Here is a 24,145-nt window from a genome sequence, read left to right as displayed (position 1 = left end):
CCCCTTTTGGCCGTTTGCGTCGTTCTCCACCTACGCGTAGCCCGTGAAAATGAGGCCACGCCAGTACCACCGGAGAACAACAAATGCTGACGATCTATTCCGATGATCACCGCCTGCACCACGGCCGCTGCGAGCTGATCGACGGCAAGCTGATGCCGTGCTTCGAAATGCCCTCGCGCGCCGACCATGTGCTCGAGCAAGTGAAAAAACGCAACCTCGGCGAGGTCCGGGCCCCGACCGACTTCGGCCGAGCGCCGCTGCAGCGCATCCACAGCGCCGACTACCTCGACTTCTTCCAGGGCGCCTGGGAGCGCTGGGCCGCCCTGGGCCATGAGGGCGACCTGCTGCCCTTCACCTGGCCCGCCCGTACCCTGCGCCAGGTCAAGCCGACCGGCCTGCACGGCGAGCTGGGCTATTACAGCTTCGATGCCGGCGCCCCGATCACGGCAGGCACCTGGCAGGCTGCCTACAGTGCCGCGCAGGTCGCCCTTACGGCCCAGGCTGCAATCCAGCAAGGCGCCCATTCGGCCTTCGCCCTGTGCCGCCCACCAGGGCACCATGCTGCCGCCGAAGTCATGGGTGGCTATTGCTACCTGAACAATGCCGCCATCGCCGCCCAGGCCTTCCTCGACCAGGGCCATGGCAAGGTCGCCATCCTCGATGTCGACTACCACCACGGCAACGGCACCCAGGACATCTTCTACCAGCGCAACGACGTGTTCTTCGCTTCGATCCACGGCGACCCACAGGCCGAATTCCCGTTCTTCCTCGGGTACGCCGACGAGACCGGTGAAGGGGCAGGCGAAGGCTGCAACATCAACTATCCGCTGCCAGCCGGCAGTGACTGGGCAGCCTGGAGCGCAGCTCTGGAAGACGCCTGCCAGCGCATCGCCGGCTACGATGCCGACGTGCTGGTGATCTCCCTGGGCGTGGACACCTTCAAGGACGACCCGATCTCGCAGTTCAAGCTGGACAGCCCGGACTACCTGGAAATGGGCAAGCGCATCGCCCAGCTGGGCAAGCCGACCTTGTTCGTGATGGAAGGCGGCTACGCTGTGGAAGAAATCGGTATCAACGCGGTCAACGTGCTGGAAGGCTTCCAGCGCGCCCAGCCAGGAGCCTGATCATGGTCCGACTCAAGCGTCTGCTCGCCCCGCTCATCGCTGCCACGCTGTTCACCGGTGCCCTCCACGCCCAGGCTGAACAGCGCACCCTGCGGGTGTACAACTGGTTCGACTACATCACCCCGCAGACCTTGACGGACTTTCAGAAGGACAGCGGCGTCAAGCTGATCTACGACATCTTCGACACCAACGAAGCGTTGGAGGCCAAGCTGCTCACCGGCAACTCCGGCTATGACGTGGTGGTGCCGTCCAACGTGTTCCTGGCCAAGCAGATCGAGGCCGGGGTGTTCCAACCGCTGGACCGCAGCAAGCTGCCGAACTGGCAGCACCTGGACCCGGCGCTGATGAAGCTGATCGAAGCCAACGACCCGGGCAACAAGTTCGCCGTGCCTTACATGTACGGCACCGTGCTGATCGGCTTCAACCCGGACAAGGTCAAGGCGGTGCTCGGCGACAGCGCGCCTGTGGACAGCTGGGACCTGATCTTCAAGGAAGAGAACATCGCCAAGCTCAAGCAGTGCGGCGTGGCGCTACTCGACTCGCCGTCGGAGATCCTACCGCTGGCTCTGAAGTACCTGGGCCTGGACCCTAACAGCGACAAGCCGGAGGACTACAAGAAAGCCGAAGCCCTGCTGCTGAAAATTCGCCCTTACATCACCTACTTCCATTCCTCCAAGTACATGGCAGACATCGCCAATGGCGACATCTGCGTGGCGGTGGGTTACAGCGGCAGCTTCTCGCAGGCCGCCAACCGCGCACGCGACGCCAACAATGGGGTGGTGGTGGACATGCGCCTGCCCAAGGAGGGTGCGCCGATCTGGTTCGACATGCTGGCGATTCCAAAAAACGCGGCCAATCCCCAGGATGCCCATGCCTTCATCAACTACCTGCTGCGCCCTGAGGTGATTGCGCCCATCAGCGACTTCGTCGGCTATCCGAACCCGAACAAGGATGCGACCGAGAAGGTGAACCCGGCGATTCGCAACAACCCGAATCTGTACCCGACGGCCGAAGCGATGGCCACGCTGTACACCCTCAAGCCGCTGCCACGGGACGCCGAACGGGCGCGGACACGGGCGTGGACCCGAATCAAATCCGGGACCTGAACTGAACCCTGGGGCTGCTCTGCAGCCCCTACTTTCTCCAGGCCTTGCGCAAGCGCATCAACGCTTCGGCAATCGCGCCCTCCGGCACCGCCGCAAACCCCAACACCAGCCCTGCCCGCTTATCCACAGGCACTTCGCTGTCCTCCAGCCAGTAACTGCTCAACGGGTTGACCTCGACCCCGACCGCCTCCGCCGCCGCCACCAGCGCCTGCTCCCGTGCAAAGTTATCCACATCCACTTTCACATGCAGCCCGGCTGCCACCTCCGGCATCGCCCCTAGTCCTGGAACCTCCGTCGGCCACCCCGCCTTGAGCACATTGCGCCGGCTCAGCGCCGCCTTGCGCATGCGGCGGATATGCCGCTGGAAGTGCCCCTGCGCCATGAATTGCGCCATCACGCACTGCGTGGCGACTTCCGAATGCCTCACCGCCAGTGCACGCCCCTGACTGAAGGCTTGCACCAACCGCGGTGGCAGCACCAGATAGCCCAGGCGCAGGGCTGGGAAGGCGACCTTGCCGAAGGTGCCCACATACAACACCCGTCCCTGCTGGTCGAGCGCCGCCAACGGTGCCAAGGGCGCACCGCTGTAGCGGTACTCGCCATCGTAATCGTCCTCGATGATCCAGCCCTCGTTGCGCTCGGCCCACGCCAGCAACGCAAGGCGCCGGGCCAGGCTCATGGTGACCCCGGTAGGGTATTGGTGGGCAGGCGTGACATAGGCCAGTCGACAATCCGCCACCTGCTCTAGGCGCTGGCAATCCATGCCCTCCTCGTCCACCGCTACCCCCGTGACCTTGCCGCCTGCCACGGCAAAGGTGTGCCCGGCAGCGCGGTAACCTGGGTTTTCCACAGCCACAGCGTCACCAGGCTGCAGCAGCAGCTGTGCACAAAGGCTAATGGCCTGCTGTGCACCACTGGTGATCACAATTTGTTCAGCGGTACACGAAAGGCCACGTGAGCGGCGCAGGTAGGCGGCGATCAGCTCGCGTAACCCCTGCTCCCCTGCAGGGTCGCCGTAGCCGAGTTGCGCAGGGTCTGGTTTGCGCCAGAAACCCGCCTGCAGCTTGGCCCAGACATCAAACGGGAACAGATCGAAGGCCGGAATTCCGACTCGAAAAGCCCGCGGTGCGCCACTTTTTGGCGGCGGCAGGTGGTTACTTTTCAGGCGTTCGAGCGGCTCGCTGGAACGCGCCGGGGTGGATAAATTCTCAGTATATTTTGATGAAAATGTGGATAACCCTGTTGATAAGCCTAGGGATAACCCTGTGGATAGTTGTGTGGACAGTTTTGGCAGGCGACTCACATAGGTGCCATCGCCCACCCGGCTTTCGATGTAGCCCTCGGCGTACAGCTGATCGTACGCACGCACCACGCTGTTGCGGGACAACGCCAGTACCTTGGCCAAATCGCGGGTGGCCGGCAGGCGCGTGCCACTGCTCAGGCGCCCGTCCAACACCCGCGCACGCAAGGCTTGGTAGAGCTGCTGGCTGAGCCCCCTGCGACGGTCGAGCACAAGCCCGGCAGGATCGAATGGCAGTACAAGGGGACGTTCGCTCATGAAATTGGACCTGTAAAAACAGCCGATAATGGCTCTTACCCAGAACCAATAGCCTGCCTAGGATGGAGCCATTGGACAAGGAACCCCTGTATGTACAACAGCAAACCCCACCAGGAACACGACCTCGGGCGCTTGCACCAGCACATGCTTGAAACCCGCCTGGCCATGCTGGTCAGCCAAGGCGAGAACGGCCTGCTGGCTACGCACCTGCCGGTGCTGGTCGACCCAGAGGAAGGCGAATTCGGTACCGTCTATGCCCATCTGGCACGCGCCAATCGCCAATGGCAAGACCTGGAGCGTGGCGGCGAAGCGCTGCTGGTCTTTCCAGGCGCCGATGCTTATGTCAGCCCCAGCTACTACCCCAGCAAGGCCGACAACCCCAAGGTGGTGCCCACCTGGAATTACCTGGCTGTGCACGCCTACGGCCCCGTCGAAGTGATCCATGAAGCCGCCCCGCTGCTGGACATTGTCAGCCGCCTGACCGACCGGCATGAACAGGGCCGCAGCACGCCCTGGAAAGTCGCCGATGCCCCCCGCGACTACCTCGACGGCATGCTGCGCGCCATCGTCGGTATCCGCATGCCCATCGCCCGTCTGCAAGGCGCGCGCAAGCTCAGCCAGAACCGCTCGGCACAAGACATCGCCGGGGTGCGCGAGGGCCTGAGCAATAGCTCCGATTACCTGGACAACCAACTCGCGGCGCAGATGCGCCAACTGTGAAGGACAAGCCCATGCCCAGCGTTACCCTGCGCCCCGTTGGCGCCAACGACCATGCTGCCTGGCTCGCCCTGTGGCAAGCCTATCTGCGGTTCTACCAAACCGAGTTGCCCGATGCCGTCAGCGCCAGCACCTGGCAGCGCCTGCTCGACCCGAGCGAACCCACCTTTTCCGCCCTGGCCTGGGTCGAGGGCCAGGCAGTGGGCATGGTCAACTGGATCTATCATCGCTCCAACTGGAGCATCGAGAACTCCTGCTACCTGCAGGACCTGTATGTGGATAGCGCCCAGCGTGGCCTGGGCATCGGCCGCCAGCTGATCGAGCACGTGTATGCGACCGCCAAGGCTGCCGGGTGCATCAAGGTGCACTGGCTCACCCACGAGACCAACGCCACCGCCATCAGCCTGTATGAACAGGTTGCCGAGCGGCCAGGCTTCATTCAATTCCGCAAAGGGTTGTAGGCCGATCATGACTGACGCATTGCACTGGGAACCTGCCAGAACGCCCGAGGCCACCCCCCTCGATGGCCGCTTCATTCGCCTGGAAAAGCTCGACCCTGCGCGCCATGGCAACGACCTCTGGGAGGTGTTGCAAGGCCCGGACTCCGATCCGGTGCTGTGGGACTACCTGCCCTACGGCCCGTTCACTGAGCGCGCGGCCTTCGACCGCTGGCTGGAGGGGAATGCCGCCGGCCACGACCCGCTGTACTACACGGTAATCGACCGCGCCAGCAACCAGGCGCAAGGCATCCTCACGTTGATGTCGATCGTCCCCGACCACGGCCGCATCGAGATCGGCCACATCGCCTTTGGCGCAGCCATGCAGCGCACCCCCAAAAGCACCGAGGCGGTCTACCTGCTGGGCAAGCTCGGCTTCGAGCTGGGCAACCGCCGCCTGGAATGGAAGTGCAACAACGCCAATGCCCGGTCCAAGCGCGCGGCCGAGCGGTTCGGCTTTCAGTTCGAGGGTGTGTTTCGCAAGCACCTGGTGGTCAAGGACCACAACCGGGATACGGCGTGGTATTCGATTACCGATGATGAATGGCCACAGGTGGCAGCGGGCTTCGAGCGCTGGTTGAGCGAAGAGAATCAGCAGCCAGGGGGGCAGGTGCAGACGCTCGAGGCGTGCCGTAACGCCTGAGCACAGACTTGCCCCGCGAAAGCGGCATCGCGGTGGTAGGTAACGGCTTGGCCGGTGTTCGTGGGGCAAGCCCACTCCCACCAGCACTGCCTCAACGCCAGGAAGTTCACGAGGGCGACCGTGTCGTCAATCCGCATAAAAAAAGGGGAGCATCCGCTCCCCAGAGGTTAACCGCTTGGAGACGAGGGCTCTGTCAGCCCTCGATCTCGATCAGGATCTCACCCGGCGTCACACGATCGCCCTTGGCGACGTGGATGGCCACGACCTTGCCGGCGATGGCCGCCTGCACCTCGGTTTCCATCTTCATCGCTTCAGTGATCAGCACGGCCTGGCCGGCTTTGACCATGTCGCCTTCCTTGACCAGCACATCCACGATGTTGCCTGGCATGGTGGTGCTGACGTGGCCTGGGGCGCTGGCCTGCTTGCGCTTGCTGCTGCCACCCCCGACAAACTCGTTGAGCGGCTCGAACACGACCTCTTCCGGCATGCCGTCGATCGACAGATAGAAGTGACGCTTGCCTTCGGCCTTGACGCCCACGCCGGTGATGTCGACACGGTAGGTTTCACCGTGTACGTCGATGACGAACTCGGTCGGCACGCCTTCACCGCCCGGGGCAGCCACGGCGCCAGCTTCCGGGATCGGCAGCAGGGCCTCGGGGGCCAGGGTGCCGGCTTCACGCTCCTCGAGGAACTTGCGGCCGATGTCCGGGAACATGGCGAAGGTCAGCACATCCTCCTCAGAATGCGCCAGGGCACCGATGTCGGCACGCAGCTTGGCCATCTCCGGCTTGAGCAAGTCGGCGGGGCGCACGTCGATCACGTCTTCACTGCCGATCGCCTGACGGCGTAGTTGCTCATTGACCACGCCAGGGGCCTTGCCGTAACCGCCCTGCAGGTACAGCTTCACCTCGTTGGTGATGGTCTTGTAGCGCTCGCCGGCCAGCACGTTGAAGAATGCCTGGGTGCCGACGATCTGCGAGGTCGGCGTAACCAGCGGCGGGAAGCCGAGGTCTTCACGCACACGGGGGATCTCCGCCAGCACTTCGTTCATACGGTTGAGGGCGCCCTGCTCCTTGAGCTGGTTGGCCAGGTTGGAAATCATGCCGCCTGGCACCTGGTTGACCTGCACGCGGGTGTCCACCGCGGTGAACTCGCTTTCGAACTGGTGATATTTCTTGCGCACGGCATAGAAGTACAGGCCGATTTCCTGCAAAAGCTCCAGGTCCAGGCCGGTATCGAACTCGCTGCCCTTGAGCGCAGCGACCATCGATTCGGTGCCCGGGTGGCTGGTGCCCCAGGCGAAGCTGGAAATCGCGGTGTCGATATGGTCAGCGCCATTTTCCACGGCCTTGAGCTGGCACATGGCAGCCAGGCCGGCGGTGTCATGGGAGTGGATGAACACTGGCAGCGACTGCTCGGCTTTCAGCGCCTTGACCAGCTCGCCCGTGGCGTAAGGGGTCAGCAGGCCGGCCATGTCCTTGATCGCCACCGAGTCGCAACCCATGGCTTCCATCTGCTTGGCCTGCTTCACGAAGGCTTCGATGGTATGCACCGGGCTGGTGGTGTAGGCGATGGTGCCCTGGGCATGCTTGCCTGCAGCCTTCACGGCCTCGATGGCAACACGCAGGTTACGCACGTCGTTCATGGCATCGAAGATGCGGAACACGTCGATGCCGTTGACTGCGGCCTTGGCAACGAAGGCCTTGACCACGTCGTCGCTGTAGTGGCGGTAGCCCAGCAGGTTCTGCCCACGCAGGAGCATCTGCAGGCGGGTGTTGGGCAATGCGTTGCGCAGTTTGCGCAGGCGTTCCCACGGGTCTTCCTTGAGGAAGCGCACGCAGGCATCGAAGGTGGCGCCACCCCAGACTTCCAGCGACCAGTAGCCGACCTTGTCGAGCTTGTCACAGATCGGCAGCATGTCTTCGGTACGCATGCGAGTGGCCAGCAGGGACTGGTGGGCGTCGCGCAGGATCGTGTCGGTTACGTGAATTTTCTTGGACATTATAGGGTTCCTCACAGGCCTGCGTGGGCGGCGATGGCAGCGGCGATGGCCAGGGCCAGCTCTTCGGGTTTGCGCTTGATCGAGTAGTTGGTCAGTTCAGGATGGCTTTCGACGAAGCTGGTATTGAACTGGCCGCTACGGAATTCGGGATTGCGCAAGATTTCCTGGTAATACGCGGCGGTGGTCTTGACCCCTTGCACACGCATGTCGTCCAGGGCTCGCAGGCCGCGGTCCATGGCTTCTTCCCAGGTCAACGCCCACACCACCAGCTTCAGGCACATCGAATCGTAGAACGGCGGAATGGTGTAGCCGGTGTAGATCGCCGTGTCGGTGCGCACACCTGGGCCGCCGGGGGCGTAGTAACGGGTGATCTTGCCGAAGCTTGGCAGGAAGTTGTTCTTCGGGTCTTCGGCGTTGATGCGAAACTGCAACGCGTAACCACGGTGCTGGATGTCTTCCTGCTTGACCGACAGCGGCAGACCCGAGGCAATGCGAATCTGCTCACGAACGATGTCGATACCGGTGATTTCTTCGGTGATGGTGTGTTCCACCTGCACGCGGGTGTTCATCTCCATGAAGTACACCTCGCCATCGGCGAGCAGAAACTCCACGGTACCGGCGTTCTCGTAGTCCACGGCCTTGGCGGCACGCACGGCCAGGTCGCCGATGTAGGCACGCTGTTCGGGGGTGAGCTGCGGGCTTGGGGCAATTTCGATCAATTTCTGGTTGCGACGCTGGATCGAGCAATCGCGCTCGAACAGGTGCACCACGTTGCCGAAGCTGTCACCCAGAATCTGCGCTTCGATGTGCTTGGGATTGACGATGCACTTTTCCAGAAACACTTCCGCCGAACCGAAGGCCTTGGTGGCCTCGGAGATCACCCGGGGGAAGTTCTGCTCCAGCTCTTCGCGACTATTGCAACGGCGAATCCCGCGCCCACCGCCGCCAGAGGTGGCCTTGAGCATTACCGGGTAACCGATGCGGTCACCTTCGCTGAGGGCTTCGTGGATATCAGCAACGTTGCCTTCGGTGCCGGGGGTGACAGGTACCCCTGCCTTGATCATGGTGCGGCGCGCTTCAGTCTTGTCGCCCATGCGGCGAATCACATCGGCGGCCGGGCCGATGAACTTGATCCCGCGCTCGGCGCAGATCTCTGCCAGTTCAGCGTTTTCCGACAGGAAACCGTAGCCCGGGTGCAGGGCATCACAGCCGGTCTCCACAGCAAGGTTGACCAGCTTGCGCGGGTTCAGGTAACCGGCCAGCGGTTCGGCACCAATGCTGTAGGCCTCGTCGGCGCGCTTGACGTGCAAGGCGTGACGGTCGGCGTCGGAATAGATCGCGACAGAGCGAATGCCCATCTCGGCGCAGGCACGCACGATCCGAACTGCGATTTCACCCCGGTTGGCGATCAGGATTTTTTTTATCACTGGAGTCTTCCCAAAGCCGTAGGAACATACGAGCCGGTTCTACCGGTCGGCGCGTGACCAGACGTCGCTGGCCAGTCGCATATTCACCCTAGCGCTGAAGGTTGATAAACAAAAATCAATATTTGTTAGGGGCTCTATTAGCAAAAGCTTATAGTTCAGTAACAAGGTTTTGCCGGAGCCTGGGGAAAAATGCGTAAGTCCTTGATGCGTATGACGTTGCGTCAACTGCAAATCTTCAATGAGGTGTGTGATTTACGCTCCTACAGCCGTGCTGCGGAGGAAATGGCGCTCACGCAACCCGCCGTTAGTCTACAGATTCGTCAACTGGAGGAATTGGTTGGCCAACCGTTGTTCGAGTATGTGGGCAAAAAGCTATACCTGACCGAAGCAGCCGAGGCGCTGCAACGCGCCAGCCGGGATATCTTCGGCCGCCTGGAAAGCCTCGACATGCAACTGTCCGACATGCAGGGCTCACTGCAGGGGCAGTTGAAACTGGCGATCGAGTCCAGCGCCAAGTACTTCGTGCCACACCTGTTCGCTGCCTTCAAGCAACGTCACCCGGAGGTCAACCTGACGCTCACGGTAGTCAACCGGGCCCAGGCGATCAGGCGCCTTTCCGACAATCGCGACGACTTGATCATCATGTCCATGGTCCCGCAGGACATGGGCCTGGAGTTTCTGCCGTTTCTCAACAACCCGATCGTCGCCGTGGCGCCGCCGGATCACCCCCTGTGCAAGCTCGAGCAACTGCGCTTGCAAGACCTGGAACCTCATACCCTGCTAGTCCGGGAACAGGGCTCGGGCACGCGCAAGGCCTGCGAAGAGTACTTCAAGGACAAGCGCGTGCATTTCACCCAGACCCTGGAAGTCGCCTCAGCCGATGCACAGCGCGAATGCGTGATCGCGGGCCTGGGTATCGCCCTGCTGACCCGCCATGCATTGAACATGGAACTGGCCACTGGCGTGCTCAAGGAGTTGCCGGTCGAGGAACTGCCCCTGTACCGCAGTTGGTGCGTGGTGCAGTCCAAGGCCAAGCGACAATCGCCAGTGGCGTTGGCGTTCCTGACGTTCATTCGCAGCGAACGCGCGCTGATCAGCGCGATTGTTGAGCGCTTTTCGGGGAAGTTGCCGCCGAAGCCTGCCACACCGTAAGCGCTTGCAGCTCCGGGTAGTCCGCCAGGTCGCGCAGCAGTTGCCGCTGGTCGCAATAGCTTTCGATCGCACGGCGGTATTCCATGCGGCGCTGATCCTTTTCTTGCTGTTTGCGAGCCTTGGCGGTGGGTTGGTAAGAGCCATCGAAGTCACGAGCCATTGCCTGTCTCCCTGATCGAGTGCGGGAGCTTCAGACTGGCTTCAGTGGTTTACCGTTTTGCTGAGGTAAGGTGACAAATCGGTGAAATTTGCAGGCGAAGGCGAGCCGCTATCAGTCATCCATCGCTTTGATCGACTTGGGCGACAGGCGCAGGCTGCGCAAACTGCGCTTCACGCTCTTGAGGTGATTGACCAGGCTCGGCCCACGCGCCATGGCCACACCCATGGCCAGCACGTCGATGACGACCAGGTGGGCAATACGCGAGGTCAACGGCGTGTAGATTTCAGTGTCTTCGTGCACATCGATTGCCAGGTTGACGGTTGAAAGCTCTGCCAATGGCGTCTGGCTCGGGCACAAGGTAATCAGATTGGCACCGCTTTCACGCACCAGGTTGGCGGTGATCAGCAAGTCCTTGGAACGCCCCGACTGCGAAATGCACACCGCCACATCGCCCGGCTTCAACGTCACCGCCGACATCGCCTGCATGTGCGGGTCGGAATACGCCGCTGCGCTGAGCAGCAAACGGAAGAATTTATGCTGGGCATCGGCGGCCACCGCGCCCGAGGCCCCGAACCCATAGAACTCAACACGCTGGGCCTGGGCCATGGCGCTCACCGCCTGCTGCAGCGCCTGCGGGTCGAGGTGCTCACGCACCTCCATCAAGGTGTGCAAGGTGGTGTCGAAGATTTTCAGGCTGTAGTCGGCAACCGAATCGTCCTCGTGGATGGCGAACTGCCCGAAGCTGGCGCCTGCGGCCAGGCTCTGCGCCAGCTTCAGCTTGAGGTCCTGGAAGCCCGAGCAACCGATCGCCCGGCAGAAGCGCACAATGGTCGGCTCGCTGATGCCTACGCTGTGCGCCAGGTCGGCCATCGAACTGTGCATGACCGCAGCCGGGTCGAGCAGCACATGGTCGGCCACTTTGAGTTCCGATTTGCGCAGCAGGTGGCGCGATTGGGCGATATGTTGCAACAGATTCACGGGCTGGACTCGGTTATGATCGGCTGGCCGGGATGTAGCTTTCTTGTAGTTATACTACATGGACGCCAACCCGCCCAGTTAAACGAACGTGGAGAGTGGTGGTTTGACTATTCCTTGCGACATCATGGTATTCGGCGGCACTGGCGACCTGGCGCTGCACAAGCTCCTGCCGGCGCTCTATCACCTGTATCGCGAGGGGCGTCTGAACATTGCCGTGCGCATCATTGCTTTGGCGCGGCGCAACATATCTCGTAACGACTACGTCAAGCTCGCCGAACGCCATTGCCGGGCGCAAATCGCCCGCAACGACTTCGATGAAGAAGTGTGGCGACGGTTTTCCGCGCGCCTGGACTACTTCCCCATGGATGCCTCGCAAAGCGCCGACTTTGGCCGCCTGGCACGCTACCTGGGCGAATCTGGAGGGCTGACCCGCATCTACTACCTTGCCACCGCCCCCAACCTGTTCGTGCCCATTGCCAACCACTTGCGCGTGGCGGGGCTGGCCGATCACGAAGCGCGTATCGTGCTGGAAAAACCAATCGGCCATTCGCTGGAGTCGGCCACCGCCATCAATGAAGCGATCGGTACGGTGTTCGACGAATCCCAAGTGTTTCGCATCGATCACTACCTGGGCAAGGAAACCGTGCAAAACCTCATGGCCCTGCGCTTTGCCAACGCGCTGCTCGAGCCCGTGTGGCGCAATGGGCAGGTTGACCACGTGCAGATCAGTGTCTGCGAAACCCTCGGTGTCGAGAACCGCGGGGGTTACTACGAGCGCGCCGGCGCAACCCGTGACATGCTGCAGAACCACTTGCTGCAGCTGTTGTGTCTGGTGGCCATGGAGCCGCCTGCACAATTCGAGGCCGAGGCGGTGCGTGACGAAAAGGTGAAGATCTTGCGCGCCCTGAAGCCGATCACTGGCCAGGACGTGCAGGACAAGACCGTGCGCGGCCAGTATGGCGCTGGCCACATTGGCGGCCAGGAAGTGCCTGCCTATTACTTCGAGAAGGACGTGGACAACGACAGCGATACCGAAACCTTCGTCGCCGTCCAGGCCCACATCGACAACTGGCGCTGGGCCGGGGTGCCTTTCTACCTGCGCACCGGCAAACGCATGGCACGGCGCTCGTCGCAGATCGTCATCCAGTTCAAACCCGTACCCCATGAGCTGTTCAGCGGTGGCCAGACCAACCAGCTGTTGATCCAGTTGCAGCCCGACGAGCGCATCAGCCTGCGCATGATGACCAAAAGCCCTGGCAAGGGCATGCGCCTGGAGCCGGTGGACCTCGACCTCAACCTGGCGCAGGTGTTTGGCCAGACCCGCCGCTGGGAGGCCTACGAACGCCTGCTGCTGGACGTGCTGGAGGGTGATTCGACCCTGTTCATGCGACGCGACGAAGTGGAAGCCGCCTGGGCATGGATCGACCCGATCATCAACGGGTGGGAAGAGCATTTCCAGGCCCCGCGCCACTACGCAGCCGGCAGCAATGGCCCGGAGCAGGCCAATAGCCTGCTGGCAAGGCATGGCAGGCATTGGCATAGCTGAAAGCCTGCCCGGTCCCATTGCCCGCTTGCAGCGATGAAAGTAGCACTGCGTCCTTTGGCGCAACGCTCAACTGCAAAGGAATTGGACATGAACACCATCAAGAACGTTTATGCGTATAACGACGAAGTACCCGGCGAGCCGACCTGCTTCGAAGTTCAGGGCACTGTGACCGTTGCCCACCCCGGCATCGAACCTGTTCTGGTAGAACCCAAGGTCCGCCACCGCGCAGGCTGGGAAGTGCTCGAGCTGAAACTGCAAGACAACGGTGCCATAGCGCCGCAGGTGGTCACCGAGAAGCCGGTGCTGTTCCGCCGCGAGGGCGCCTGTACGTGGAAACAGCTGGAAATCATTCAGCCTGGGGGTTCGCAGATGGTTGATATCGGGCACCGCGTAGCAGAGGACTGACGCTGCCCCTGCCAGATCGCCACACGGCGATCTGGCTGTGCCCGACGCGTTAAACCCGATCGGTAACAGCACTTGAAGGTGAATATTCATACAGTATGCGTTTGCCCCTTAACCGGCCTGCCCCTAGAATGGCCGGATGCACACAGATGACCTCTCCCTCCTGCTGAATTCCCTCAACGATGCCCAACGCCAGGCCGTCGCGGCCACGCTCGGGCGTCAGCTGGTGCTTGCTGGCGCCGGCTCCGGTAAAACCCGCGTACTGGTACACCGCATCGCCTGGCTGATCCAGGTCGAGCAGGCCTCGCCGCACTCAATCCTGTCGGTGACCTTCACCAACAAGGCAGCGGCCGAGATGCGCCAGCGCATCGAGCAGTTGCTGGGCATCAACCCGGCGGGCATGTGGGTCGGGACCTTCCACGGTCTGGCGCACCGCCTGCTGCGGGCGCACTGGCAGGAAGCGCGTCTGGTACAGAACTTCCAGATTCTCGACAGTGACGACCAGCAGCGGCTGGTCAAGCGGGTGATCCGCGAGCTTGGCCTGGACGAGCAACGCTGGCCAGCGCGCCAAGCCCAGTGGTTCATCAACGGGCAAAAGGACGAAGGCCTGCGGCCGCAGCATATCCAGGCCAGTGGCGACCTGTTCCTGGGCACCATGCGCAGCATCTACGAAGCCTACGAACAGGCCTGCGAACGCGCCGGGGTCATCGACTTCTCTGAACTGCTGCTGCGCGCCCTCGACCTGTGGCGCGACCACCCAGGCCTGCTCGAACACTACCAGCGGCGTTTCCGCCACCTGCTGGTGGACGAGTTCCAGGACACCAACGCCGTGCAGTACGCCTGGTTGCGCCTGTTGGCCGGCAAAGGCGGTGGCAGCCTGATGGCAGTGGGCGACGACGACCAGTCGATCTACGGCTGGCGCGGTGCCAAGATCGAAAACATTCACCAGTACACCGCCGACTTCCCCGATGCCGAGATGATCCGCCTGGAGCAGAACTACCGCTCCACCGGCGGCATCCTCAAGGCTGCCAACGCCTTGATCGCCAACAACAGCGGGCGCCTGGGCAAAGAGCTGTGGACCGACCTGGGTGAAGGCGAACCGCTCACGCTGTACGCCGCCTACAACGAGCACGACGAAGCGCGCTATGTGGTCGAAACCATCGAGAGCCTGATCAAGCAAGGCAACTCGCGCAGCGACATCGCCATCCTGTATCGCTCCAACGCCCAGTCCCGGGTACTGGAAGAGGCTTTGCTGCGCGAGCGCATTCCCTACCGTATCTACGGCGGCCAGCGCTTCTTCGAACGTGCCGAAATCAAGAACGCCATGGCTTACCTGCGCCTGCTAGAAGGGCGCGGTAACGACGCGGCCCTCGAGCGGGTGATCAACGTGCCGCCGCGCGGCATCGGTGAAAAGACCGTCGAGGCCATCCGCGAGCATGCCCGTCACAGCCAGCTGTCGATGTGGGGCGCGATGTGCCAGCTGCTGGCCGCCAAGGCCCTCAAAGGCCGTGCTGCCAGCGCCCTGGGTGCCTTCATCGAGCTGATCGAGAACCTGTCGGGCAAAGTCGCCGACATGCCGCTGCACCTGATGACGCAAACCGTTATCGAGCAGTCCGGCCTGATCATCTATCACCAGGAAGAAAAAGGTGAGAAGGGCCAGGCACGGGTAGAAAACCTTGAAGAACTGGTCAGCGCAGCGCGCAACTTCGAGACCAGTGACGATGACGGCGATCTCTCGCCGTTGTCGGCCTTCCTCGGCCACGCCTCGCTGGAAGCCGGCGAAGCGCAGGCCGACGAGCACGAAGACAGCATCCAGCTGATGACGCTGCACAGCGCCAAGGGCCTGGAGTTCCCCTACGTGTTCCTGGTTGGCATGGAAGAAGGCCTGTTCCCGCATAAGATGAGCCTGGAAGAGCCCGGGCGCCTGGAAGAAGAGCGCCGCCTGGCCTACGTGGGCATTACCCGTGCCATGCGCCAGCTGTTCATGACCTATGCTGAAACGCGCCGCCTGTATGGCAGCGAAACCTACAACAAGGTATCCCGTTTCGTACGGGAGATTCCGGCAGGCCTGGTCCAGGAAGTGCGTCTTTCCAACAGCGTCAGCCGCCCGTTCGGCGGTGCGCAGACCACCAGCGCCAGCAGCCTGTTCGCCAATGCCAACATTCCGCAGACCGCCTTCAACCTGGGCCAGCGGGTTCAGCATTCGGTGTTTGGCGAAGGCGTGATCCTCAATTTCGAGGGGTCCGGAGCCCAGGCGCGGGTGCAGGTGAACTTTGCCGAAGGTAGCAAGTGGCTGATGCTGGGGTATGCCAAGCTCGAAGCACTCTGAAACCTGTTACATCAGGCAAAAGCTAGAAACATTATGTCGCTGGTCATGTGCACAGGAACCTGTGCACCATGACGCGCGTGCAATCCACAACAGGGGAAATCCCATTTATGCAACGTTTTCTTAGCATCGCACTGGCGCTCTGCGTCGGCCTGACGCTGAGCCTGGACGCCAACGCCAAGCGTTTCGGCGGCGGCAAGAGCTCGGGCTCCGCGCCTATCCACCAGACCCGCCAGGCCACGCCAACCACGCCTGCCGCCGCGCCGACCGCTCCAGGCAAGGCTCCGGCCGCCGCCAGCGGTGCTTCGCGCTGGCTGGGCCCACTGGCCGGTCTGGCCGCCGGTGGCCTGCTGGCCTCCATGTTCATGGGTGATGGCTTCCAGGGCCTGCAAATCATGGACTTCCTGATCGTCGGCCTGATCGCCTTCCTGGTGTTCCGCTTCATTGCCGCGCGCCGCCGTCAGCAGCAGCCGCAGGTGGCAGCCCCAGGCCATGCGCCGTTCCAGCGTGAAGCGCACGCCCAGCCTGCCCAGCCGTCGATCTTCGGTGGTTCGGCTGCGCCTGGTGCAACCGCCGCACCGGTGATCAACGCCCCGGCCTGGTTCAACGAGCAGAGCTTCCTGGCCGCCGCCCGTAGCCATTTCCAGTCACTGCAACAGCACTGGGATGCCAACGAGATGGACAAGATCGCCGAGTTCGTCACCCCGCAGATGCTCGAGTTCCTCAAGCGCGAGCGTGCCGACCTGGGTGATGGCTTCCAGTCGACCTACATCGATGACCTGGACGTGCAACTGGACGGTGTCGATGATCGTGCCGACCGTACCGACGCCACCCTGACCTTCCGTGGCGTGTCGAAGACCTCGCGCTTCGACCAGGGCGAAGCGTTCAGCGAAAGCTGGCACATGGTTCGCGCCCAGGGCGAGAACCAGCCTTGGCTGGTCGCCGGTATCCGTCAAAACGGTTAACCGCCGCACGTTGCACAAAAAACCCCGGGCCTGTCCCGGGGTTTTTGCTTTTGCCAGAGCAGGCTACTAGGGTATAACGCGCAACGTTGTCATCAAGGTCAGAGGAAGTGAACCGTGGAAGAAGTGATCGAACAACTCCGTGAAGCCAATGAGCCGGTACCGGTGCCCCTGGAGCTCCCTGACGAAGACCAACTGGTCGAGATCGAGGAACAACTGTTCATCAACATTCCGTTTGTGTTCAAAGAGTTCCTGCTGACCGTCAGCGATGTGGTGTACGGGTCGCTGGAGCCGGTCACTGCTACCGACCCACAGTCCCATACCTACCTGCCCGATGTTGCGGCCAATGCCTGGGACGCGGGCGTACCACGTGATCTGATTCCGCTGTGCCAGGATGGCGATAACTACTATTGCGTCGAGGAAGACGGCACCGTAGTGCTGTGGGATGGCAGCGAAGAAGTCGTGGGCGAAGACAGCTGGGAATCGGTCTGGCACTGGGCCCGGGACGTCTGGCTGGAAAGCTGAGCGAGCATTGCCCACAGAAAGTAATGGCTCATAGCTACTACCTCCCCTTAAAATCGCCAGGCTTTCTGCGCCTGGCGACATCGTTACCGTTCTATCCCCTCGGCCTACGGTGAAGCCTGGCGCAGGGAGCAGTCTTCAGTGCGTATGATCGCGGCTGTTTTCCAGCGTCTCCAGCAAGGCAATCTGCATGCGCGAATGCACGCGGATGAACCAGCGCCACAACACGGCCACTACCACCGCCGCCACCACCGCGATGATCAGCAGCAGTTCGTTGGTCGGCAGAATGCTCGCCGACAACGCCGACAGCAGCAGGAAGATCACCAACAGCGACAGCAGCGGGATCACCTCGGCCACCACCCGACGCACCCGCTGGGTATGTCGCCCGGCCATTTCCGGCTTGACGCTCATTTCGGCCAACAGCATCGATAGCGCCTTGAGCTTGCGGTAAGCAGCGATCAGGAACGGAAGCGACAGCAACAGCGCCGCTCCCCAGATCATCGCCTTCTGCTGACTCAGATCGGAGACCCATTCGCTGAGCCAATGGCCGATGCGCGCGGCGAAATAGCCCCCGCTGAAAAAGATCGCGATGACCAACGCAAGGTTTACCCCGACCTGCAGCAGGATGCGCCGGATCATCGCCGCCACCATGGCGCTTTCTCCCTGCGGCTGGATGCTGCGCAACCACTCGCCATACAACGAAAGTACCCGCGCCAAGCGGCTAGGCATTACCTTGCCGAGTTTGAGCGACAGCGGGTCGGCAGCACGGATCAGGTACGGCGTCAGCAGGGTGGTGATGGCTGAAACCGCCACAGCGACGGGGTAAAGGAAGTCACTGGTGACCTGCAGGGTCATGCCCAGGGCGGCAATGATGAACGAGAACTCGCCAATCTGGGAAAGCCCCATCCCCACGCGCAGTGACGTGCGACCATCGTTACCGGCAATGAACGCGCCCATGCCGCAGGAAAGCATCTTGCCCAGCACCACGGCGAGGGTGATCACCACGATTGGCCAGGCATAGTCGATAAGCACCTGCGGGTCGATCATCAGGCCGATGGCAACGAAGAAAATGGCGCTGAACAGGTCACGCACGGGCTCGATCAGCTGTTCGATCTTCAGCAATTGCCGCGATTCCGCCATGATCGCACCGATCAGGAAGGCACCCAGTACCATGCTGTATTCGAGCTTGACCACCAGCAGGCAGAAGCCGAAGCACAGGCCAAGCACGGTGATCAGCAGCATCTCGTTGCTTTCGAACTTTGCCACGTAGGCCAGCAGCCGCGGCACCAGCAAGATGCCGATGACCAGCGCCACGATCATGAACAACGACAGCTTGCCCACCGTGGAAAACACCTCGCCGGAGCTGACCGCCCCGCTGACTGCAATCCCTGAAAGCAGGGCAATGATACCGATCCCCAGGATGTCCTCGACGATCAGCACACCGAATATCAGCTGGGCAAAACGCTCGTTCTTCATCTTCAGGTCGTTGAGCGCCTTGACGATGATGGTGGTCGAGGAAATCGCCAGGATGGCACCGAGGAACAGCGAGTCCATGGTGTTCCAGCCGAACCAGCGGCCAATCTCGAACCCGATCCAGATCATCAGGACAATTTCCAGGAACGCTGCGATGAAGGCTGTAGCTCCCACCTTGAACAATTTGCGCAGGCTGAACTCCAGCCCCAGGCAGAACATCAGGAAAATGACCCCGAGCTCTGCCAGGGTCTTGATCGTGTCTTCGTCGTGAATCAGGCCGAACGGCGGTGTGTGTGGGCCGATGATGAAGCCGGCGACGATGTAGCCCAGCACAACGGGCTGCTTGAGGCGATGAAAGAGAATCGTCACCACCCCTGCGACCAGCATGATGACTGCCAGATCCTGGATGAAGCTTATGGCATGCATGGCGCGATACTCCTTTCTCGATGCCCGGGCAGACCGCTCCTCTGCCAAGGCAAACCCGAGCGAGCAGCAAGTACATACTGTATTGAATGCAGGAAAGCCCATGTTGCATGGGCGTACTCAGGTTAACATCGCACCCCGCCGCAAAAAGCCGGTGCAATATGTAGAAACAGATCGGCTGATTAACAGCCTCTGATGGCAAGATCAGCGTGACGATGGCGTCTCGGCCAACGTCCCGTATCAGGAAGGCAACCTTAAAGAGGGGAACAGAAGTGTCAGCAGATAACCGCCCCGAACGCCCTGATTCAGCGCAACCTCACCGTGAGCACACTATGGAACCTGGAAACGCCCAGCTGAGCATGACCGTCCTGATGACCCCGGACATGGCCAACTTTTCTGGCAACGTACATGGCGGCACCCTGCTCAAGTACCTCGACGAAGTGGCGTACGCTTGCGCCAGCCGCTATGCCGGCAGCTATGTGGTAACCCTGTCAGTCGACCAGGTGATCTTCCGCGAGCCGGTGCACGTCGGCGAGCTGGTGACTTTCCTCGCCTCGGTCAACTACACCGGCAATACCTCCATGGAGGTTGGCATCAAGGTTGTCACCGAGAACATCCGCGAGCGCTCGGTGCGCCATTCCAACAGTTGCTTCTTCACCATGGTGGCGGTCGATGACAACCGCCGCCCGGTCCCAGTACCGCCGCGCCAGCCGCAGTCCAGCGAGGAAAAACGCCGTTTCCTGCAGGGCCAGCAGCGTCGCCAGATCCGCCAGGAACTGGAAACGCGCTATCAGAACCTGAAGACCGACGCCATTTAAACCGCCAGGCGCTGCGCCTCGAAGCGTACACGCGGGTGAGCGATGCGATCCTGGGCACGCACCAGTTGCAGTTCGTAGCTGGCGCAAGCCTGGGTTTCCAGCAACACCTCATGCACCGCTGCTGCGGTGTACTCGAACGCCTGCAACCAGCTATCGCCCAGCAGCACGCGGGCCAGGAACAGCCCTGACGTCAAATCACCCACCCCAACGGGCTGGCGTGGAAAGGCCAGTAGCGGGCGGCGCAGGTGCCAGCTTGCGTCACGGGTCACCAGCAGCATTTCGAACATTTCTTCGGCACGCCCCGGGTAGGCCAGGTGCTTGACCAGCACCACTTCTGGCCCACGCTCCAACAGCCCACGGGCCATGCTGACGCAATCTGCCAGCGACTGCGCCCGGCGGCCACAGAAGCTGTCCAGCTCAAGCTGGTTCGGACAGAGGATGTCAGCCTTGGCCGCTGCCTCCTCGAGCAGAAATTCGCTCACCTCCTGCGGGACGATACAACCCTTCTCTGCATGCCCCATGACCGGGTCACACAGGTACAGCGCCTTGGGATTCACGGCCTTGATCCGCTCGACCCCGGCCAGGATCGCACGGCCCTGCTCGGCACTGCCCAGGTAGCCTGAAAGCACGGCATCGCAATGGCCCAGTTCGCCAATATTGGAAATGCCTTCCACCAGCGCAGGAATTTGCGCCGGAGCAAGCACTTCTCCCGCCCACTGGCCATACTGAGTGTGATTGGAGAACTGCACGGTATTGAGCGGCCAGACATTGACCCCTATACGTTGCATCGGGAACACCGCAGCGCTGTTTCCGGCGTGGCCGAACACCACGTGGGACTGGATGGCGAGCAAGTGCGGGGTACGTTTCATGCGGGCGTTTTCCAAAGCTGTTTCAAGGATTGTGCGTCGCGCAGTATGAACTCGATTGCCACCTGTACGACAGACCAGGGACGCAGTTAAGCTGGATCGACCTGTTTGGAGCATAAGCAAATGTTGACCCTGGAGAATCTCTTCGTCCTGATGCTGCTGGCCACGGCAGGCGCTTGGGTATGGCACAACCATGGTCTGCGCGAAAAGGCCCTGGAGCGGGTCAAGCAGCACTGCGCCAAGCTGGACCTGGAACTGCTCGACGATGCGGTGGCGCTCAAGCGCATAGCGTTCATTCGTGATGCCAACGGCAGGAAGCGCCTGGCCCGGGTGTATGCGTTCGAATTCACCGTCACCGGCGAACAGCGCCATCCAGGTACCGTGACCCAATTTGGCGCCCACAGCGTGCAAATTGAACTGGCACCGTACCCGTTCGAGATCAAGACACCGCCACGGGCCGACAATGTGATCGAGATGCAGCAGTGGCGCCAGGAGCACAATCGCTGGCGTAACTGATCAAGGGGTTTCCCTAAACGGAACCGGGGGCTCTGAGGCAGGTTCAGTGCCCGATGACACATTCTGCCAATGCGGCCTGGAGCACCTGCTGCGGCTGGGCCTTGTCGAAAATAAGTTCAAGCCGCGAATCCTTGCGCCAAGCGCTCGGCTGCCAAGCAGGCATGTCCCGCTCCAATGCATTGAAAGACTGCCACCCCTGGGCGCTGTGGATAACTGCCTTGGCTCGCCGCCATGGCCACTGCGCAAGGAAACGCCGCAGGCGCTGCGGATCGAATTGCTGGCTTGGGTGCCAACGCCAGCCGATGCTCCAACCGCCCTCACCTTCCTGAGCCTGGCAGATCGGCTCACGAGGATTTGTCCACAGGCTGCCAGATGCCACCGGCTGAGCCTGCAGAACTGGCTTATCCACAGAAAAATGGCCTTCTACCGCTGTGGATGAAACGGGAAGCTCGCCAAGGGCAAGTCGGCCCTGCGTGGTCCAGAGCCTGTGGATTAATGAAAAGTCTTTATTTATCAACAACCTATGATTTTCATCAACAGCCTCGCTCTTGTTTAGGACCACCAGCGCAGCGGCTTGCATGGCTTCTTGTTGGGCAGCGGGCAAAACCTCGCCGCGCGCCAGCGCTAACGCGTCCACAACCATCACCAATGGCTGTACCGACAGCACTCCACGCCAGGGCGCCTGGCCCAACTGATTCAACAATTGCAACGGGTGGCCGAGGCCTGACGGCTCGATCAACAGGCGATCAGGGCGTGCCTTGCGAAGCAGGCGGCCCAACCCGACCTGAAACGGCGTGCCATTGACGCAGCACAGACAACCCCCTGCCACCTCGGCAATGGCAATACCGTCTTCGTCCCGGCTCAGCAAGGCTGCATCGATACCCACCTGGCCAAATTCGTTGACCAATACCGCCCATCGCTCGTCAGCGGGGCGCTGAGCCATCAGCTGACGAATCAGGCTGGTCTTGCCGGCGCCCAAGGGGCCGGCGATGACGTGGGTGGGGATGTTTTGCAGCATGGGATCACTTGAACGGTGTGTTGCCTCCCACTATGCCCCGTCACGCCAACCAGTCAAGGCTAAGCAACAGCCGCCGCTGCTCACTGCCTGGCGAGCGGTGGATCAAGCCCGCGCCTTCGTTGCCCAACCATTTCTCCCCTTTGAGCACGGCCACCTCCCCAGCCTGCAGGCTACGGATGTTATCCACAGGGGCTTGCGCCCGTTGCAAGCCGTCACGTTCGATCGCGCCCTCTTCCAGCCACTCGCTGCCGGGCCCGATGTAGGTCGTGAGTAGCCGCAAGGGCACGTTATCCACATGGAACCGTGGGCACATCGCGCCCTGCAGCACGCGCAGACGCAGCCCAACCCGGCGTGCGCCCAACAGACAGGTAAACGCCGACACCAACCAGGCTACATCGGCAATGAACCCCTCGTAACCGTGCAAGTCGGCTGCCTCGCGCAGCAACCCGGGCAACACCACGGGTTCATGCTCATTCACATCGACGACCCGCTGATCCGTCAGGGCCTGACCCAGGCTGACCACCAAGGCCGCGAAGTCTTCCAGCTGCGCCGGCAAACGGCGTTGCCAGACAGCCAGATTGACACCCTCCTGAAAGACTTCAGTCAGTACCTTGGGAGATTCGCCGAATACCTGGCGGATATCCACAGGTGGACACGCCAGCTTCATGCGGCCTCCTCGCTGTACCACGGGCCGAATGGGTCCTCCATGCGCAGCCACCCCATAGGGCCTAGTGCCATCTCGTCGTCATTCAACAAGCAGGCCTCCAGCTCTGTGGATAACCTGGCAAAGTCGATGTTCTGCCCAATGAACACCAACTCCTGACGGCAGTCGCCGCTCTCGACCGTCCAATGCTTTAGGATGTCCGCCATGCTTTGCTCATCCTGCGGCCACTGCTCGCGCGGTACAAAACGCCACCAGCGCCCGGCCAGGCCGTGGCGCATCATGCCGCCGGCCTGCGACCAACTGCCGGCCTCCTGGTATTTGCTGGCCAGCCAGAAGAACCCCTTCGAGCGCAGCAAGCGGCCATTGCTCCATTGCTTGTGGATAAAGTCGAAAAAGCGCTGGGGATGCAACGGCCTGCGGGCTTCCCAACTGGTTGCGGCAATGCCGTATTCCTGCGTTTCCGGCACATGCTCACCGCGCATTTCCTGCAACCAGCCAGGTGCCTGTGCCGCCAGATCGAAGTCGAACAGGCCGGTATCGAGGATCCGCTCCAGCGGCACTTGGCCCATCACCATGGGCACGATCTGCGCCCGCGGGTTGAGGCTGCGCAAAATAGCCATGAGCTCTTCGCGCTCGTGCTGGCTGATCAGGTCGATCTTGCTCAGCAGCAGTACGTCAGCGAATTCGACTTGTTCGATCAGCAGGTCCGTGATCGACCGCTCGTCGTCTTCCCCCAAGGTCTCGCCCCGACTCGCCAGGCTATCGGCCGCCTGATAGTCACGCAGGAAGTTCAGGCCATCGACCACCGTGACCATGGTGTCCAACCGCGCCATGTCTGACAGGCTACGGCCTTGCTCGTCGCGGAACGTGAAGGTTTCTGCCACCGGCAGCGGCTCGGAGATCCCCGTGGACTCGATGAGTAAATAATCGAAGCGGCCCTCTTCGGCCAATCGGGCGACTTCTTCCAGCAAGTCCTCACGCAGGGTGCAGCAGATGCAACCGTTGCTCATCTCCACCAGTTTTTCCTCGGCGCGGTTCAAGCTGACGTTGCGCTGTACCTCACTGGCATCGATGTTGATTTCACTCATGTCGTTGACGATCACGGCAACCCGCAGGTTGTCGCGATTACGCAGCACATGGTTGAGCAAGGTGCTTTTGCCGGCCCCCAGGAAGCCGGAAAGCACGGTGACGGGAAGGCGATGGGGCATGGCGAATCCTCTACAGGCGGACGCATTCGAAACGATG

General features: G+C 61.7%; 23 protein-coding genes. 13 read left to right on the top strand and 10 right to left on the bottom strand.

Going from position 1 to position 24,145, the window contains the following annotated elements:
* Positions 1–83 precede the first annotated feature (83 nt).
* On the top strand, positions 84–1,124 hold the full coding sequence (locus APH34_RS11980) for a histone deacetylase family protein (protein ID WP_054901272.1): 1,041 nt from the start codon (positions 84–86) through the stop codon (positions 1,122–1,124).
* A gap of 2 nt (positions 1,125–1,126) precedes the next feature.
* Positions 1,127–2,230, top strand: coding sequence for a polyamine ABC transporter substrate-binding protein (locus APH34_RS11975; protein ID WP_054901271.1), 1,104 nt, complete (start codon positions 1,127–1,129; stop codon positions 2,228–2,230).
* Between the two features lie 28 nt (positions 2,231–2,258).
* Here APH34_RS11975 and APH34_RS11970 read toward each other — a convergent pair whose 3' ends face one another.
* Entirely contained in the window at positions 2,259–3,788 is a 1,530-nt protein-coding gene (locus APH34_RS11970) for a PLP-dependent aminotransferase family protein (RefSeq protein WP_054901270.1), read from the bottom strand.
* Positions 3,789–3,878: 90 nt separating this feature from the next.
* Between APH34_RS11970 and APH34_RS11965 the strand changes: the two genes are divergently transcribed.
* Genes APH34_RS11965 through APH34_RS11955 form a run of 3 tightly spaced genes read left to right on the top strand, consistent with a single transcriptional unit; the run spans position 3,879 to position 5,645 of the window.
* The gene (locus tag APH34_RS11965) at positions 3,879–4,508 is read left to right on the top strand and encodes an FMN-binding negative transcriptional regulator (RefSeq protein WP_054901269.1); all 630 of its coding nucleotides are present in this window, start codon (positions 3,879–3,881) and stop codon (positions 4,506–4,508) included.
* 11 nt (positions 4,509–4,519) lie between these two features.
* A complete protein-coding gene (locus APH34_RS11960) occupies positions 4,520–4,966 on the top strand; it encodes a GNAT family N-acetyltransferase (RefSeq protein WP_054901268.1) in 447 nt (148 codons plus the stop codon).
* A 7-nt stretch (positions 4,967–4,973) separates the two neighbouring features.
* Positions 4,974–5,645: a GNAT family N-acetyltransferase gene (locus APH34_RS11955; RefSeq protein ID WP_054901267.1), complete on the top strand. Its 672-nt coding sequence runs from the start codon at positions 4,974–4,976 to the stop codon at positions 5,643–5,645.
* Between the two features lie 193 nt (positions 5,646–5,838).
* Here the strand turns inward: APH34_RS11955 and oadA are convergent, their stop codons facing one another.
* Entirely contained in the window at positions 5,839–7,647 is a 1,809-nt protein-coding gene (gene oadA / locus APH34_RS11950) for a sodium-extruding oxaloacetate decarboxylase subunit alpha (RefSeq protein WP_054901266.1), read from the bottom strand.
* Positions 7,648–7,658: 11 nt separating this feature from the next.
* Complete coding sequence (locus APH34_RS11945; RefSeq protein WP_054901265.1) at positions 7,659–9,074, bottom strand: acetyl-CoA carboxylase biotin carboxylase subunit; 1,416 nt, start codon at positions 9,072–9,074, stop codon at positions 7,659–7,661.
* A gap of 189 nt (positions 9,075–9,263) precedes the next feature.
* On the opposite strand from APH34_RS11945, the gene APH34_RS11940 reads away from it, so the two are divergent.
* A complete protein-coding gene (locus APH34_RS11940) occupies positions 9,264–10,226 on the top strand; it encodes a LysR family transcriptional regulator (protein WP_054901264.1) in 963 nt (320 codons plus the stop codon).
* Here the strand turns inward: APH34_RS11940 and APH34_RS11935 are convergent.
* Together APH34_RS11935 and hexR are read right to left on the bottom strand one after the other, a co-directional pair.
* Complete coding sequence (locus tag APH34_RS11935) at positions 10,168–10,386, bottom strand: PA3496 family putative envelope integrity protein (RefSeq protein ID WP_054901263.1); 219 nt, start codon at positions 10,384–10,386, stop codon at positions 10,168–10,170. The genes APH34_RS11940 and APH34_RS11935 overlap by 59 nt on opposite strands.
* A gap of 111 nt (positions 10,387–10,497) precedes the next feature.
* Complete coding sequence (gene hexR / locus APH34_RS11930) at positions 10,498–11,364, bottom strand: transcriptional regulator HexR (protein WP_023383081.1); 867 nt, start codon at positions 11,362–11,364, stop codon at positions 10,498–10,500.
* A gap of 103 nt (positions 11,365–11,467) precedes the next feature.
* Between hexR and zwf the strand changes: the two genes are divergently transcribed.
* From zwf to APH34_RS11905, 5 genes are all read left to right on the top strand, one after another.
* A complete protein-coding gene (gene zwf / locus APH34_RS11925; protein WP_054901262.1) occupies positions 11,468–12,910 on the top strand; it encodes a glucose-6-phosphate dehydrogenase in 1,443 nt (480 codons plus the stop codon).
* Positions 12,911–12,997: 87 nt separating this feature from the next.
* Positions 12,998–13,315, top strand: coding sequence for a hypothetical protein (locus tag APH34_RS11920; protein WP_054901261.1), 318 nt, complete (start codon positions 12,998–13,000; stop codon positions 13,313–13,315).
* A gap of 136 nt (positions 13,316–13,451) precedes the next feature.
* A complete protein-coding gene (uvrD, locus tag APH34_RS11915) occupies positions 13,452–15,641 on the top strand; it encodes a DNA helicase II (protein WP_054901260.1) in 2,190 nt (729 codons plus the stop codon).
* A 107-nt stretch (positions 15,642–15,748) separates the two neighbouring features.
* Complete coding sequence (locus APH34_RS11910) at positions 15,749–16,603, top strand: Tim44 domain-containing protein (protein WP_054901259.1); 855 nt, start codon at positions 15,749–15,751, stop codon at positions 16,601–16,603.
* A 114-nt stretch (positions 16,604–16,717) separates the two neighbouring features.
* Positions 16,718–17,125, top strand: coding sequence for an SMI1/KNR4 family protein (locus tag APH34_RS11905; RefSeq protein WP_054901258.1), 408 nt, complete (start codon positions 16,718–16,720; stop codon positions 17,123–17,125).
* Positions 17,126–17,260: 135 nt separating this feature from the next.
* On the opposite strand, the gene APH34_RS11900 is transcribed toward APH34_RS11905, so the two are convergent.
* Positions 17,261–19,021, bottom strand: a complete 1,761-nt coding sequence (locus tag APH34_RS11900; RefSeq protein WP_054901257.1) for a cation:proton antiporter — start codon at positions 19,019–19,021, stop codon at positions 17,261–17,263.
* 329 nt (positions 19,022–19,350) lie between these two features.
* Between APH34_RS11900 and APH34_RS11895 the strand changes: the two genes are divergently transcribed.
* A complete protein-coding gene (locus APH34_RS11895) occupies positions 19,351–19,836 on the top strand; it encodes an acyl-CoA thioesterase (protein ID WP_054901256.1) in 486 nt (161 codons plus the stop codon).
* On the opposite strand, the gene pdxY is transcribed toward APH34_RS11895, so the two are convergent.
* Positions 19,833–20,705 carry a pyridoxal kinase PdxY gene (pdxY, locus tag APH34_RS11890; protein WP_054901255.1) on the bottom strand — a complete coding sequence of 291 codons (873 nt, stop codon included), beginning with the start codon at positions 20,703–20,705 and terminating at the stop codon, positions 19,833–19,835. The two genes, APH34_RS11895 and pdxY, sit on opposite strands and share 4 nt — an antisense overlap.
* A 120-nt stretch (positions 20,706–20,825) precedes the next feature.
* On the opposite strand from pdxY, the gene APH34_RS11885 reads away from it, so the two are divergent.
* Positions 20,826–21,218, top strand: coding sequence for a DUF3301 domain-containing protein (locus APH34_RS11885; protein WP_054901254.1), 393 nt, complete (start codon positions 20,826–20,828; stop codon positions 21,216–21,218).
* A gap of 43 nt (positions 21,219–21,261) precedes the next feature.
* On the opposite strand, the gene APH34_RS11880 is transcribed toward APH34_RS11885, so the two are convergent.
* From APH34_RS11880 to zigA, 3 genes are read right to left on the bottom strand one after another with little or no spacing between them, the layout of a single operon-like run.
* Complete coding sequence (locus APH34_RS11880; RefSeq protein ID WP_054901253.1) at positions 21,262–22,236, bottom strand: GTP-binding protein; 975 nt, start codon at positions 22,234–22,236, stop codon at positions 21,262–21,264.
* A 40-nt stretch (positions 22,237–22,276) separates the two neighbouring features.
* The gene (locus APH34_RS11875; protein WP_054901252.1) at positions 22,277–22,903 is read right to left on the bottom strand and encodes a DUF1826 domain-containing protein; all 627 of its coding nucleotides are present in this window, start codon (positions 22,901–22,903) and stop codon (positions 22,277–22,279) included.
* Complete coding sequence (gene zigA, locus APH34_RS11870; protein ID WP_054901251.1) at positions 22,900–24,108, bottom strand: zinc metallochaperone GTPase ZigA; 1,209 nt, start codon at positions 24,106–24,108, stop codon at positions 22,900–22,902. The genes APH34_RS11875 and zigA overlap by 4 nt, the downstream gene beginning before the upstream one ends.
* Positions 24,109–24,145 lie beyond the last annotated feature (37 nt).

The organism is Pseudomonas sp. NBRC 111131, assembly GCF_001320525.1.
GTDB lineage: Bacteria > Pseudomonadota > Gammaproteobacteria > Pseudomonadales > Pseudomonadaceae > Aquipseudomonas > Aquipseudomonas ceruminis.
This window is presented reverse-complemented; position numbering and strand designations above follow the sequence as displayed.

Bases quoted from the DNA above. Each gene is read 5' to 3' on its own strand.
- APH34_RS11980 (WP_054901272.1), top strand. From the start codon at position 84: ATGCTGACGATCTATTCCGATGATCACCGCCTGCACCACGGCCGCTGC.
- APH34_RS11975 (WP_054901271.1), top strand. From the start codon at position 1,127: ATGGTCCGACTCAAGCGTCTGCTCGCCCCGCTCATCGCTGCCACGCTG.
- APH34_RS11970 (WP_054901270.1), bottom strand. From the start codon at position 3,788: ATGAGCGAACGTCCCCTTGTACTGCCATTCGATCCTGCCGGGCTTGTG.
- APH34_RS11965 (WP_054901269.1), top strand. From the start codon at position 3,879: ATGTACAACAGCAAACCCCACCAGGAACACGACCTCGGGCGCTTGCAC.
- APH34_RS11960 (WP_054901268.1), top strand. From the start codon at position 4,520: ATGCCCAGCGTTACCCTGCGCCCCGTTGGCGCCAACGACCATGCTGCC.
- APH34_RS11955 (WP_054901267.1), top strand. From the start codon at position 4,974: ATGACTGACGCATTGCACTGGGAACCTGCCAGAACGCCCGAGGCCACC.
- oadA (WP_054901266.1), bottom strand. From the start codon at position 7,647: ATGTCCAAGAAAATTCACGTAACCGACACGATCCTGCGCGACGCCCAC.
- APH34_RS11940 (WP_054901264.1), top strand. From the start codon at position 9,264: ATGCGTAAGTCCTTGATGCGTATGACGTTGCGTCAACTGCAAATCTTC.
- APH34_RS11935 (WP_054901263.1), bottom strand. From the start codon at position 10,386: ATGGCTCGTGACTTCGATGGCTCTTACCAACCCACCGCCAAGGCTCGC.
- APH34_RS11920 (WP_054901261.1), top strand. From the start codon at position 12,998: ATGAACACCATCAAGAACGTTTATGCGTATAACGACGAAGTACCCGGC.
- uvrD (WP_054901260.1), top strand. From the start codon at position 13,452: ATGCACACAGATGACCTCTCCCTCCTGCTGAATTCCCTCAACGATGCC.
- APH34_RS11910 (WP_054901259.1), top strand. From the start codon at position 15,749: ATGCAACGTTTTCTTAGCATCGCACTGGCGCTCTGCGTCGGCCTGACG.
- APH34_RS11900 (WP_054901257.1), bottom strand. From the start codon at position 19,021: ATGCATGCCATAAGCTTCATCCAGGATCTGGCAGTCATCATGCTGGTC.
- APH34_RS11895 (WP_054901256.1), top strand. From the start codon at position 19,351: ATGGAACCTGGAAACGCCCAGCTGAGCATGACCGTCCTGATGACCCCG.
- pdxY (WP_054901255.1), bottom strand. From the start codon at position 20,705: ATGAAACGTACCCCGCACTTGCTCGCCATCCAGTCCCACGTGGTGTTC.
- APH34_RS11885 (WP_054901254.1), top strand. From the start codon at position 20,826: ATGTTGACCCTGGAGAATCTCTTCGTCCTGATGCTGCTGGCCACGGCA.
- APH34_RS11880 (WP_054901253.1), bottom strand. From the start codon at position 22,236: ATGCTGCAAAACATCCCCACCCACGTCATCGCCGGCCCCTTGGGCGCC.
- APH34_RS11875 (WP_054901252.1), bottom strand. From the start codon at position 22,903: ATGAAGCTGGCGTGTCCACCTGTGGATATCCGCCAGGTATTCGGCGAA.
- zigA (WP_054901251.1), bottom strand. From the start codon at position 24,108: ATGCCCCATCGCCTTCCCGTCACCGTGCTTTCCGGCTTCCTGGGGGCC.